Here is a 12,288-nt window from a genome sequence, read left to right on the forward strand (position 1 = left end):
TATGGTTACTGCCTTCACCAAAAACCGCAGGGTCTGGATTTGCGTGCTGATGTCCGGCGCCCTGTTTTTGACGATGACCTGTTTGAGCATAGCAGGCTCTTATTACAATACGATGCAATCCGTTCGCCTCTCGATCGCCAACCAGAGCATGAAGACGGCTGCGGCGGCGGCCAGCCGAATCGACGTCGCGTCCTACGAGCAATTTTTGCAGCATCCCGTAAAGGAAAATCCGGCGTACGAGCGGCTCACCTCCCAGCTCAGCCAGGTGCGGGAGCAGTTCGGGGTCCTGTACTTGTACTTGCTGCAAATCAATCCGGATGGAAGCGGCGGCAAAGTCATGGTCGCCGCCCATCCGCCCGATTCCGGCATCCAGTTTCAGATTGGCGACCCCTGTTATGTGAATGCGGAGCAGATTGCCAAAATTCGCGCGGGGGAGACGTATTATTCGGACATCATTCGCGATCCCCACTACGGCGTCTACATGTCGGCAGGGGCACCGCTTCTGGGCAAGGACGGCCGGCTCGCAGGCATCGTCGGCGTCGATACCGACATGGCGATGGTCGAGGGCATAGGCAAGGACGTCGTGCGCAACAGCGTGCCCGTCTTCGTGTTTCACGGACTGTTTGTGGTCGTGCTGATCGTTTTGATTCTGGGCCTTTCGCGTTGGTACCAGCGGGAAATTCGCGTGGCGGTGGGAGAGACGGAGGAGCATTACCAGGACGAGCTGCGCTCTGTCATCAGCTCCATACGCTCGATTCGACATGATTTCGTCAACCATATGCAAGTGTTGTACGGACTGATTGAATGCGGCTATTTCGACAAGGCGCGCGATTACATCCAGTCGCTGTTGAAGGAGACGAAGTTGCTCGATCTGACGGTGCGGATCGCCAATCCGGCGTTGATGGTTTTGTTCCATACAAAATGGGAGCAGGCCAAATCGAAGCAGATCGTCATGCAGTTCGCCGAGTGCCCGGATCCGTTTGAGGGCATTCCGTCTATTGACCTGGTGAAAATTATGTCCAATCTGATCGACAACGCGATAGATGCCGCAGAGATGGCGGATGGGGAAAAGCGGATTCGGATCGCCTGCCGCCGGGAGGACAAGCAGTACGTCTTCGAGGTGGAGAACACGGGCGCGGAGATTTCGCCCGAGCAGCGTGCGCACATTTTCACGGTAGGCTATACGACCAAGCCGGCAACGCGCTCAAACGCGCGGGGAGCGGGATTGCCGATCGTCCAGGCGGTGGTCAGCAAACATAACGGGAGCATCGAGATCGTCTCGGAGCATGGAATGACGCGGTTCACGGTGATTTTGCCTGCAAAATAAATGACGTCTCGCCTTTTGGCGAAGAAGAAAAGCCGTCCATTAGCGACGGCTTTTTCTTGTAGGCGACATGAACGAGACACAGTGGAAGGGGTTCAGCCAGGAAGTATTTTCCGCTATAAATCGACAAAATTCTACAATATTTTCATAGGACTTTTGGCCGTAGACGCCTTGTGAGAAATTTTTCTTCCCCCGCTATCAGACAAGGATTCGCATAAAACATGGAAAAAGCGTGGAGTTTGTCATTCTGGGTCAGATTGCTTAGGCGAAAAAATGGTTTTGCGCAGGAACGATTTTCTGTCGAAAGAAAATTTTTGGCTATGATCTAAAAACGTGTAATAATTGTGAATAGTCGGAACTGTGGGGGGGTAAAATCATAGTCCGGCCAAACCAAGTAGATAGAAAAAGAGGGTGAACGGCAGTGAAGAAAGGCAAGAAGCTATTATCTATTTTATTTTCGTCATCGCTTGTGCTGAGCGCATTTGCGGCTGCACCTGCTGCGGGACTGGCCAAGTCGAAGGAGGACAAGCATACCTTGGAGGTGGACTTGTCCACAGTCAATATTGACCGATTGGTAAAAGGGCTGATTGAGCAAGGCATTATTGATGAGGACGCCGATCAGGAAGAAATCAATGAAGCTTTGTTCGATTATCTCAAGGACAAAAAAGTGCCGCATGGCATCGACAACTCCTCGTCCTTCGGGAAAAAAGCGGAGAAGTCCCAGCAGGCAGCTTTGTCGGAGGCGGCAAAGCGGGTGGCAGAGGTCGAGGATCAGGATGAAAGCGAACTGCGCGCCTCCAAACGAGTACATACCGATAACATCGTGATCGCGCTCGTTGAATTTCCCGATCGGGAGCACAACCAGTTGCCGAAAGTGAACGACACGCTCTGGACAAAGGATTTCAACGAAAAGCACTACCGCGACATGCTTTTCAATCAAAAAGGCTATACGACGCCAGAAGGCACCAGCATGACGACGATGGCGGAGTATTACTATTTGCAATCCGGCAGAAGCTGGACGGTAGATGGAGTAGTCACTCCTTGGCAAGTGGCTGAAAAGAGCTACAAGCATTACGGCGGAAACAATTCCAGCGGCAACGACGCAGCGCCGCGCGATCTGGTCGAAGAAACGCTGGGGGCCGTAGGCGAAGCGATTGCGGGCAAAGAGGAAGACTACGACCAGCGCGACCCGTACGACCTGGATGGCGATGGCGATCTGATGGAGCCGGACGGCATGCTGGACAACCTGATGCTCGTACATGCGGGCATCGGCGAAGAGACGGGCGAGGACGCAGACGCGATCTGGTCGCACCGTTGGACGTTGAAAAAGCCGGTGGAAATCCCGGGCACCAGCCTGAAAGCTTTCGACTATATGATTCAGCCGGAAGACGGCGCACCTGGCGTTTTCGCGCACGAATACGGACACAACCTCGGATTGCCGGACTTGTATGACACGTCCAGGCAAGGGCACGACTCGCCAGTAGGTGCGTGGTCCTTGATGTCTTCCGGTAGCCACACGGGTAAAGTTTTCCAAACGCAACCAACCGGACTGGATCCATGGTCCAAGATGATGCTGCAAGAAATGTACGGCGGAAAATGGATTTCTCCGCGCGTCGTCGATTATAAAGATTTGGAAAAGAAAAAGAAGACGTTCAGCCTGATCGACGCTTCCAGCCAGGAGATGGGCGGAAAAGTTATCAAGCTCAACATGCCGCAGGCTGAAAAAGAACCGCCGACTCAGCCGAAAGACGGGGATTACGCCTACTTCTCCGATGAAGGCGACAACCTGAATACGAAAATGGTGTCGGACGTAATCGACCTGACCGGGGCCAGCTCGGCGTCCATGAGCTTTGACTCGTGGAGAGCGATTGAAACCGACTACGACTACCTGTACGTCAACGTGATTGATGAAGAGACAGGGGATAGCAAAACCGTCGAGCAGTTCGACGATGTCACCAAAGGCTGGGATCAGGAAAAAATCAGCCTGAACGATTTTGCTGGCAAGAAAATTCGCGTGGAGTTCAACTACGTGACGGATGGCGGCTTGGCGATGCCTGGCTTCTACCTCGACAACTTTGAAGTGGAAGCGGATGGCGAAGTCATTTTCGCCGACGATGCCGAGGGCGACCAGAAGTTCGAACTGGATGGCTTCATCCACTTCGATGGCAAAGGAAAAATGTACGACACGTACTACCTGATCGAGCTGCGCTCCCATGAAGGCGTGGACGCCGGACTGAAGTATTTCCGCCGCAACGACACGTTCTTCTCTTACGACCCAGGCATGGTGATCTGGTACTACGACGGCCGCTATGGCAAAACGCAAGACAACAACACAAGCCAGCATCCAGGCTACGGCATGCTCGGCGTAGTCGATGCGCATCAGGAAGTGCGCTACTGGAACAACGACGAAGGAAACGAAGACGCGATTGCAGATTCCCGCTACCAGGTGAACGACGCGGCATTCAGCCCGAACAAAACGTCTGGCATGAACCTCGACTACATTTTCGGTACGATGAATTACGCGCCGCTCAAAGGTGTCACTACATTTGACGACAGCGACGATTACACGATGCCGGAAGTGCCGGAGGTCGGAAAAATCCTTCCGGAAATCGGGCTGCAAATCAAATTGAAGCGGGTAACGAAAAAGTTCACGGACGCATCGGTTGAACTGTCCTTGAAAAAATAAGCAAAGAGAAAGACGCCTGTCAGCGCTCGGCTGATGCCAGGCGTCTTTTTTGTGGGAATAGGAAGCAGCGTGTCCTGCCGGATGGGGGCAAAAGGGGCAGGATTGTTGTGTGTCTGGGAAGCGTGGATGCGCGCCTGCTGTGTTTTCGCTCAGCCGGAGCGCGGATGCTGAAAGGTTTTCAGGCTTTGGCGCAAAAACTGGTTGCGCTCCTCGATGAAGGCGCAAATAAACGCAGGCTCAGTGGCGAAGGTGGCGAGGACGTCTTGTTTGTATGGGTCCATGGAGACGTAGGGGCGCAAGGCGTCGTGCAGGGCGAGAATATGCGGCCGCAAATGTTCGACGGTAAAGGTCGTGTCGAGGATGTCCTGGAGCAGCCGGACATACTGCGTGCGAAACGCCGGGACATCCAAAAGGCGCGCCGTCAGCGTGTTGAAGCCTTGGACGCGCAAATTTTCCGGAGCGAGCACACGTCCGTTCACATTGCGTCCCCATGTCGCGTCGTAGTCCCAGGGGATGAAGAAAAACCGTTTGTTTTCCGCGTGTCTGTACAACGCGTAGCTGTGGACGAAGCCGTCGAGATTTTGCGTGCAGACTGCTCCGGCTAGCCAGCGCAAATATTGCGGGATGTCGAGCCACTTTTTGATGATGTGAGCAAACAAGGCTTGCGGTGTGGCGTTAATGCGGAAAATGAGCTCGCGCAAATAACCGTCGTCTGCTTCCGTGCGCAGCTTCCGCTGATACCCGGCTTCCAGCGCTGCTTTTGCCTCGGTGGTCTTGTGGCGGAGCAGGGAGAAATTCGCATTGGCGTTCACCGCGTAGTAGATGGGACCAGCGGGCAGGCCGCGGTCCGCTAGGAAAATATCATCTACTGCTTCGAGTTTGAGATAGATTCCGATGCATTCGCCATTGAGATAGAGCAGGACGTGCTCGGCCCGCGGCGCGTACGAACCGATTTTGGTAAAGAAATCGAACGAAAGCTTGTTGCGAATGTAGGACGGGTCGACGTATTCGGCGTTGAGGTGGAACTCGCGCGCGCCTTGGAACAACTGGGGAGGCACGAGCGTAATTTGAAAGGACCTTTTGGGAAATTTGCAGCAGGGGTGTACCAGATCACTTATGAGCTGAACGTTCAAGAAGTGGGAAGGCCGTTTGCGCTGTTTGCAAATGGCGTGCTTCTGGCCGGAACCAGCTACGGCGAAAACTCTCAAGGGGTGCTCACAGGGCACGCCGCTGTCACCCTGTTCGAAAATGACGTTATCACGCTGCAAAATTTGAGCGGAGACACCAATCTGAACGCGTCCGTATCGGGCATCGGAGTAGTCGCCGCCTCGATCATCTTTGAACAATTGACAACTGCCTGACTCGCTGCACAACGAGCGGCAGCCATAAAAACAAGCAAACCCACCCGGTAATCCAAGGTGGGTTTCTTGTTTTCAGCGAGAGCCTGCCGCTGCCAGTCAGCAGACGGCGCACCAGCGCCTGGCCGAGCCGATGCTTCATGACTGCGTTTCGTGCGGGAACAAGCGGAAAAACAGCTCCAAAAACGAATGGACGAGTTCGGACTTCTCATCCATCCGGTAGGCGACGCCAGCCTCCAGGCGAATGCTCACGTCGGAGAGCGCCCGGAAGGCGACGGACTTGCCCGCCAAAGGAAGCCGAGGGCCAAGCGATACCCCCATTCCCGAGGAAACCAGCTCGATAACCGTCTGCATGTCGTGGGTTTCGACGGTAATTTTCGGCGAAAAGCCTGCCTGGTGGCAAACCTTCGTCACCGTGTCGTAAAAGCCGGGGCCGATCTGGCGAGGGGTGATGACGAACGACTCGTCCGCCAAATCCGTGATACGAATCGGCTCGCCGGATTGCGCAAGCGGATGCTGCTCAGGCAAAATCGCCCCGATCTCCGGGGAAAAATACGGCTTCACAATCAGTTGGTCGCTGTTGACTGGCGGCGTAAGGAAGCCGACGTCGATTCGCTTGTCGTGCAGGGCCTGGACTTGTGCAGTCGTGCCCAGCAGTTGCAGGTTCAGGCTTACGTTCGGATACGTCTCACGGTAAGCCGTCACAATCGGCAACAGATGGTGCGCCGTTCCCGTAAAGCCGATGAGCAGCTTGCCGTGCTCGGCCCTTGCTGCCATTCGCGCCGTGTCGCAGGCTTCCTCGACCAGATCGAGCAGTTGGTACGCTTTTTCGAGAAAGGCTTTGCCTGCGCTCGTCAGTTCGACGTGCCGATTCGTTCGGAAAAAGAGCTGAACGCCGACCTCTTCCTCCAACTGCCGAATTTGCCTGCTCAACGGGGGCTGGGCGATATGCAAGCGCGCTGCCGGGGAGCTGGTCAGTCTCGCTGTGCAGGCGTCTCTGTCGGCCATTCGCCCGGGGGCAAGCGAGCTGGAAGTCGACGATGCGGGGCGCACGGCTGTTTTGCGGGAAGCCGCCAAGCGCTATCCGAATGCGGTTGTGCATACGCAATCCATTACGCCATCGGGAGTGGCGCGCTCCATTATGCCCCACGTCTTTTCGACGACGCGCAAGCTGGAGCGAGGGGACGTTCTCATTCATACGCATCACGCTGTCGTGCATGGCTACATAGCGGAATGCGAACGCACCTGCTTCGTGGAAGAAGCGACAGAGCGGCAAAAAGAAGCGTTTGCCGTCATGCTTCGCGCACAGCAGGCCGCGCTTGAGACGATCAAGGCGGGCGTGCCGATGCGCGAGGTGGACCGGGCTGCTCGCGCTGTCATTCAGGCGGCGGGCTACGGCGAGTACGCGATTCACCGCACTGGGCACAGCATCGGGCTGGACATTCACGAGCCGCCCTTTTTCCGCTTCGATGAAGAGGCGCTGCTGCAGGAAGGCATGGTGTTTACGGTTGAACCAGGCTTCTACGTGCCGGAACTTGGCGGCTTTCGCCATTCGGACACCGTCATCGTGACACGGGACGGTTGCGAGCCGATTACCCATGTCCCCCGGGATTTGGTCAGCATGATCCGCCGGGCGTGATCGCGCCGCAAACGTATTGCCGCCAAAACAGGCCAGGGAGCTTCGGCTCACTCGCCTGTTTTTTTCATGGAACGAGCCGGCAGTCCGTTCGTTTCAGGTCTAAGCCTGCCTGCCTTGCAATAGGTTAGTAACAACGAACGACAAGCTGCCCGCTATGTATTGCGCGAAAGAAAGACAACCTTTGACTGGAAAAAACGAGCCCGCGCCCGGCAGCAAGGGGGGATTGTTCATGCTGCACATCGTAGCTTGTATCAAGCAGGTGCCGGACACGAAGATCATCAAGATGAATCCGAAGACAAACACGATGGACCGTGCCAGCGCACCTGCGATTCTCAACCCGTATGACGCACACGCGGTAGAGGAAGCAGTCCGTTTGAAAGAGCGTTATGGAGGCGTAGTTTCCGTGGTGACGATGGGACCACCGCCAGCGGTAAAAGCGATCCGCAAATGCGTCGAGATCGGTGCAGACGCTGGCTACCTGGTGACGGACCGCGCGTTTGCCGGGGCGGATACGCTGGCGACGAGCTATGCGATCACCAAGGCGATCGAGAAAATCGCGGAGACACAGCCCGTTGACCTGGTCATCTGCGGGAAAATGACGATTGACGGCGACACGGGTCAGGTCGGTCCGGGAGTGGCGAGAAGACTCGACATTCCTCCGCTCACCAACGTAAAAAAAGTGGTCGAGGTCAACAAGGAGCAAGGCTTCGCCATCGTTCACCGCAAGCTGGAAGACGGCTATGAGGTCGTCCAGTCTTCCTTGCCCTGCCTGTTTTCCGTCGAAAAGGAGATCAACGAGGTGCCGTACTCGCCGCTGCCGAACATGCTGCGCGCAGCCCGGTACAATCCGGTTGTCTGGTCGGTGAACGACCTCGGAGATATCGACCGGAGCCTGCTCGGCCTGAAAGGCTCGCCGACGATCGTGGCGAAGGTATGGCCGCCGGAAAAGCCAAAGGGAGGGGAAATGCTGGAGGGCACCCCGCAGGAGCAGGTTGAGCGCTTGATGGAAGTCCTTCGGGGAAAACAGACGTTGTTTCGTGTGAAGGAGGGGCAGGCATGAATCTGGACGATTATCGGGGCATCTGGGTGTATCTGGAGGCGCGGGAAGGGCGGATTGCACCCGTGTCGCTCGAATTGCTTGGGGCAGGCCGGCAAATGGCGGACAAACGGGGCGTGCCGCTCGCTGGTCTGTTGATCGGAGAGGGCGTGACGGAGCTGGCGCCAACCGCTTTTCCGTACGGGGCAGATCAGGTGTACGTCTACGACGACCGCATTTTTGCCGACTACCGCACAGAGTCGTACATGCGCGCGGTCATCGAGTGCGTGCAGAAGCACAAGCCGGAAATCATTTTGTACGGAGCGACTTCGACGGGCAAAGATTTGGCGAGCGCCGTCGCTACCGATCTGGAGACAGGGCTGACGGCCGACACGACGATGCTTGACGTCAATGCGGAGACAGGGCTGCTCGAAGCCAGCCGCCCGGCGTTTGGCGGAAACATCATGGCGACGATTTTGTGCAAAAAGCACCGCCCGCAAATGGCGACGGTTCGTCCGAAAGTCATGAAGGCGCTCGAGCCTGATCCCACCCGAACAGGCGAGGTGATCCGCGAGAGCATCCAGCTTGCGGAAGAGGACATTCGCACCAAAGTATTGAAAATCGTGCGGGAAACGAAGGAAAAGGTCAGACTGGATGAAGCGGACGTCATCGTGGCGGGAGGAAAAGGACTGGGGAGCAAGGAAGGCTTTGCCCTCATCCACCGTTTCGCGGAAGCAATCGGGGCGACGGTCGGGGCGAGTAGGGATGCCGTGGAGGCGGGATGGATCGATCATGCCCATCAGGTCGGACAGACAGGCGTGACGGTGACGCCGAAAATTTATTTTGCGATCGGGATTTCCGGCGCGATCCAGCACCTGGTCGGCATGCGCAACTCCGGACTGATTATTGCGATCAACAAAGATCCGAACGCGCTGATTTTCCAGGCTTGCCACTACGGGATTGTGGGCGATGCGTTTGAAATCGTGCCGTTGTTGATGAAAGCGTTCCAAAAGGAGCCGGACAGGGAGGTTACGTATGGCTGAGAAGTTTGACGTGATTGTAGTCGGTGCAGGTCCGGCCGGAACCGCTTGCGCCTACACATTGGCGAAGGCTGGCGTCAATGTGCTGTTGATGGAGCGCGGCGAATACCCGGGGTCGAAAAACGTGATGGGCGGGGTGCTGTACCGCAAGACGATGGAGGACATCATCCCCGGATTTTACAAGGAAGCGCCAGTCGAACGGCCCATCGTCGAACAGCGCTTCATGATGCTGGATAAGGAATCCGCCCTCAACTTCAGCTACAAAGGTCTGGAGTGGGCGCAGGAGCCTTACAACAACTTCACGGTGCTGCGGGCCAAATTCGACCAGTGGTTTGCGGAAAAAGCGGTGCAGCAAGGAGCGCTTTTGCTCAACGAGACGGTGGCCCTATCTTGTATCGTCGAGGACGGCAAAGTAGTCGGGATCAAGACGGACCGCCCCGATGGCGACGTCTATGCCGATGTGGTCGTCCTCGCAGACGGGGTCAATTCGCTTTTGGCCAAATCGCTCGGCTTTCACAAGGAATTTCGGCCGGACGAGGTTGCGCTGGCCGTCATGGAAGTGCTCAAGCTGGATCGCAAAATTATCGAGGACCGCTTCAATCTGGAAGGCGACCATGGCTGCACAATCGAGATTTTCGGAGACTCGACCAAAGGGATATTGGGCACAGCCTGGCTGTACACGAACAAAGACAGCCTGAATATCGGCGTGGGTACGATGCTGTCCGGGCTGATAAAGCACAAGATCAAGCCGTATGAGCTATTGGATTACGTCAAGAACCACCCGATGATTCGCCCGTATCTGCAAGGCTGCGAGCAGCAGGAGTACCTGGCTCATCTCATCCCGGAAGGCGGCTATCGCTCCATGCCCAAAGTCGTCGGCAACGGCGTGATCGTCGTGGGCGACGCCGCTCAGCTTGTCAATGCCATTCATCGCGAAGGCTCCAACATGGCGATGGCTTCCGGGGTGATGGCGGCGGAAACGATTTTGACAGCCAGAGAAGCCGGGGATTATTCGGAAAAAATGCTCGGGTCGTACCGGACCAGTCTGTTGAACAGCTTTGTCGGCCAGGATTTGAAAAAGTACAAGGACGCTACGCATCACTTTGAAAAGTCCCCGCACTACTTCGAACGGTACATCCCGATGATGAACCGGGCGGCCAGCCAGATGTTCACGGTCGATGGCAGCTCGAAGTGGAGCAAGCAGAAAAAAATATGGAGCGACCTGGGCAGCGCCAAGGACAAGTGGAAAATGGCGCGCGATCTGATGAATGCATGGAGGGTGATGAAGTGATGACGCAAATACCCAAAGGGCAATCGATCGAGGAAAAGCAGTATCTGGTTCGCTTCAAGGCCGACACGCAGTCGCATCTGCACGTGTTGAGCGCGGATGTGTGCGCGACGCAATGCCCGGATAAGCTCTGTACGATCTTCTGTCCGGCGGAGGTGTACAAATGGGAAGAAGTGCGGATGCACGTGGGATACGAGGGGTGCCACGAATGCGGAAGCTGCCGCATCGGCTGTCCGTACGAGAACATCAAGTGGGAGTATCCAAAGGGCGGCCACGGGATTATTTTCAGACTCGGATAATGGGCGGCGATACCGGTGATACAAGTAGGCGATGGGGTCGTATTTGTGAAAGATGGTGCCAGAGGTGTCGTCATCAACATCGACCAGGAACGGTGTCAGGTGTTGTGGGAAGATGATTTTGTCAGTTGGGAACAGCGGGAATGGCTGATCGTCACGACAATAGAACAGACAGAACGGCGGGAGCGATGACCCCGCCGTTCTGTCTGTTTTTTTATTCAAGCTGGAGAGGGCATGAAAAGGCCCTCGCCCCCCAAATGCGATAACAACCGAGTGCAGGCTTTGGCGAAGCAAGGGAGACGATGAGATAGGCCGCTTCCGGATAGTTGGCGTGGGCGATGTCTTCCGTGGACGGCACGGGTGGAGCAGTTGGATGGGAATGGTAGATTCCGACCAGATTTTCCCCCCGGAATGCGATTTTTTGCAGCACCTTCTGGATTTGCCGCGTGTTCATGGCAAAAGCGTCGGGTCGCTTCAAAATGTTTTCCATCCGCCAGATGGTTTCGGCGCTGCCGCCTCTTCCCGAAAGCAAGCCGCATGCCTCATACGGTTTTTCTTCCTGGCAATGCCGGATCATTTCTTCCCACACAGAACGGGTCATGGAAAAGGGTGTTTTTACTGCATTAGCCTTGCCAACGCCTGCCGCAGCATCCCCCGGTTGTTTTGGTTTGGACAATGGGTTTGACGTTGTGCACAGGCCCGGAATTTGGCAGTGGCGATGGCGGCATTCCCAAAGGACGCATGCCTTGGCGAACGGGGCGTTGCTGACGCTGATTGTAAAGTGCGCGAAGTTGATCTGGTGTCATGGATATCCCTCTCTTTCTGTACTGTACTATGTTTTATTCAGCAAGGCGCCGAGTGGTAACGGCTATGGCACATTGGGGCAGGTCACTTGAACGGGTTGAATGTGTTCCCTTGCTGGGTGTGCGGCGGCATCTGGAACGACAGGGGAGTGGAAGACGAGACGTTTGCCGTCGAATGGCTGGTGCTCGGCATTTGGCTCAGCGCCTTGTTCGCCCGCGCTTCCTTTTGGCTGAAGTCTTTTATAGCTTGTCTGTATTTCTCCTCTTTCTCCTGGTGCTCCTTGACTAGCTGTTTCAGCCCGGCGACTGTCTTTTTCAAGACAAGCTCCTGAATAGTAATTTGCTCAAGCTGCTTTTCTTTTTCTTTGAGCTGCTGTTTAAACGACTGGATGGTGTCTTCGAGCCGCTTGTTCCAACTGCTTTCCTCTTTCTGCTGCTGGGTCAGCTTTTCTTCGGCGGTGCGCAGTTGTCGCAGCGTCTGGTCGTGCTTGCTGCTCAATTCCGCGTAGCTTTTGGCCGCCGCTTGCAACTCGGCGTCTTTTTGCTCAAGCGTCTGTTTCCACGACGCCTCCTGCTGTTCCCAGTGCGTGATACTCGCTTCGAGCTGTTGCTGCTTCGCCAAAAGCTGCGTCTCGTGATCGCGCGCGGCTTCGAGTTGTTGGGCAGCGACTTCGAGTTGCTTGGTTGCCGTTTCCAGTTGGCGGGTCGTAGCATCGAGCTGCGAAGAGGTGCTTTGCCATTGCGAGGTCGCGTCTTCCAACTGCTTGCTCGTTACGTCGAGCTGGGCAGAGGTGCTGTGCAACTGCGAGGTCGTGTCA

The 12,288-nt window shown here is 55.9% G+C and carries 12 protein-coding genes and 1 pseudogene; 9 read left to right on the forward strand and 4 right to left on the reverse strand.

Going from position 1 to position 12,288, the window contains the following annotated elements; all coding sequences use genetic code 11:
* Position 1 precedes the first annotated feature (1 nt).
* Both AC3WQH_RS06365 and AC3WQH_RS06370 read left to right on the forward strand, forming a co-directional pair.
* Positions 2 to 1,327: an ATP-binding protein gene (locus tag AC3WQH_RS06365; RefSeq protein ID WP_197187663.1), complete on the forward strand. Its 1,326-nt coding sequence runs from the start codon at positions 2 to 4 to the stop codon at positions 1,325 to 1,327.
* Between the two features lie 418 nt (positions 1,328 to 1,745).
* Positions 1,746 to 4,010 carry an immune inhibitor A domain-containing protein gene (locus AC3WQH_RS06370; protein WP_026557773.1) on the forward strand — a complete coding sequence of 755 codons (2,265 nt, stop codon included), beginning with the start codon at positions 1,746 to 1,748 and terminating at the stop codon, positions 4,008 to 4,010.
* Positions 4,011 to 4,159: 149 nt separating this feature from the next.
* On the opposite strand, the gene AC3WQH_RS06375 is transcribed toward AC3WQH_RS06370, so the two are convergent.
* A complete protein-coding gene (locus AC3WQH_RS06375; RefSeq protein ID WP_483072585.1) occupies positions 4,160 to 5,056 on the reverse strand; it encodes a CotH kinase family protein in 897 nt (298 codons plus the stop codon).
* 21 nt (positions 5,057 to 5,077) lie between these two features.
* Between AC3WQH_RS06375 and AC3WQH_RS06380 the strand changes: the two genes are divergently transcribed.
* On the forward strand, positions 5,078 to 5,371 hold the full coding sequence (locus tag AC3WQH_RS06380) for a hypothetical protein (RefSeq protein WP_005833798.1): 294 nt from the start codon (positions 5,078 to 5,080) through the stop codon (positions 5,369 to 5,371).
* 135 nt (positions 5,372 to 5,506) lie between these two features.
* Here the strand turns inward: AC3WQH_RS06380 and AC3WQH_RS06385 are convergent, their stop codons facing one another.
* Entirely contained in the window at positions 5,507 to 6,376 is an 870-nt protein-coding gene (locus AC3WQH_RS06385; protein WP_235694756.1) for a LysR family transcriptional regulator, read from the reverse strand.
* Here AC3WQH_RS06385 and AC3WQH_RS06390 point away from each other — a divergent pair.
* The 6 genes from AC3WQH_RS06390 (at position 6,354) to AC3WQH_RS06415 (ending at position 10,859) form a co-directional block, all read left to right on the forward strand.
* On the forward strand, positions 6,354 to 7,007 hold the full coding sequence (locus tag AC3WQH_RS06390) for a M24 family metallopeptidase (RefSeq protein ID WP_005833795.1): 654 nt from the start codon (positions 6,354 to 6,356) through the stop codon (positions 7,005 to 7,007). The genes AC3WQH_RS06385 and AC3WQH_RS06390 overlap by 23 nt on opposite strands.
* A gap of 229 nt (positions 7,008 to 7,236) precedes the next feature.
* Complete coding sequence (locus AC3WQH_RS06395) at positions 7,237 to 8,067, forward strand: electron transfer flavoprotein subunit beta/FixA family protein (protein WP_005833793.1); 831 nt, start codon at positions 7,237 to 7,239, stop codon at positions 8,065 to 8,067.
* Positions 8,064 to 9,086 carry an electron transfer flavoprotein subunit alpha/FixB family protein gene (locus tag AC3WQH_RS06400; protein ID WP_005833791.1) on the forward strand — a complete coding sequence of 341 codons (1,023 nt, stop codon included), beginning with the start codon at positions 8,064 to 8,066 and terminating at the stop codon, positions 9,084 to 9,086. The genes AC3WQH_RS06395 and AC3WQH_RS06400 overlap by 4 nt, the downstream gene beginning before the upstream one ends.
* Positions 9,079 to 10,374: an FAD-dependent oxidoreductase gene (locus tag AC3WQH_RS06405; protein WP_005833789.1), complete on the forward strand. Its 1,296-nt coding sequence runs from the start codon at positions 9,079 to 9,081 to the stop codon at positions 10,372 to 10,374. The genes AC3WQH_RS06400 and AC3WQH_RS06405 overlap by 8 nt, the downstream gene beginning before the upstream one ends.
* Entirely contained in the window at positions 10,374 to 10,670 is a 297-nt protein-coding gene (locus AC3WQH_RS06410; protein WP_007780596.1) for a ferredoxin family protein, read from the forward strand. The genes AC3WQH_RS06405 and AC3WQH_RS06410 overlap by 1 nt, the downstream gene beginning before the upstream one ends.
* Positions 10,671 to 10,685: 15 nt before the next feature.
* Complete coding sequence (locus AC3WQH_RS06415; protein ID WP_005833785.1) at positions 10,686 to 10,859, forward strand: hypothetical protein; 174 nt, start codon at positions 10,686 to 10,688, stop codon at positions 10,857 to 10,859.
* A gap of 22 nt (positions 10,860 to 10,881) precedes the next feature.
* Here the strand turns inward: AC3WQH_RS06415 and AC3WQH_RS06420 are convergent, their stop codons facing one another.
* Positions 10,882 to 11,268: a M67 family metallopeptidase gene (locus AC3WQH_RS06420; protein ID WP_197187660.1), complete on the reverse strand. Its 387-nt coding sequence runs from the start codon at positions 11,266 to 11,268 to the stop codon at positions 10,882 to 10,884.
* Between the two features lie 287 nt (positions 11,269 to 11,555).
* Positions 11,556 to 12,288: pseudogene (locus AC3WQH_RS06425) on the reverse strand (hypothetical protein); the annotation flags it as partial.

The sequence above is a fragment of the Brevibacillus sp. FW301-21C12A genome (assembly GCF_058788915.1).

What these genes read in the sequence shown, in the direction of transcription:
- AC3WQH_RS06395 (WP_005833793.1), top strand. Translation starts at nt 7,237, where the DNA reads ATGCTGCACATCGTAGCTTGTATCAAGCAGGTGCCGGACACGAAGATC.
- AC3WQH_RS06405 (WP_005833789.1), top strand. Translation starts at nt 9,079, where the DNA reads ATGGCTGAGAAGTTTGACGTGATTGTAGTCGGTGCAGGTCCGGCCGGA.
- AC3WQH_RS06420 (WP_197187660.1), bottom strand. Translation starts at nt 11,268, where the DNA reads ATGACCCGTTCTGTGTGGGAAGAAATGATCCGGCATTGCCAGGAAGAA.
- AC3WQH_RS06365 (WP_197187663.1), top strand. Translation starts at nt 2, where the DNA reads ATGGTTACTGCCTTCACCAAAAACCGCAGGGTCTGGATTTGCGTGCTG.
- AC3WQH_RS06385 (WP_235694756.1), bottom strand. Translation starts at nt 6,376, where the DNA reads ATGGCCGACAGAGACGCCTGCACAGCGAGACTGACCAGCTCCCCGGCA.
- AC3WQH_RS06400 (WP_005833791.1), top strand. Translation starts at nt 8,064, where the DNA reads ATGAATCTGGACGATTATCGGGGCATCTGGGTGTATCTGGAGGCGCGG.
- AC3WQH_RS06410 (WP_007780596.1), top strand. Translation starts at nt 10,374, where the DNA reads ATGACGCAAATACCCAAAGGGCAATCGATCGAGGAAAAGCAGTATCTG.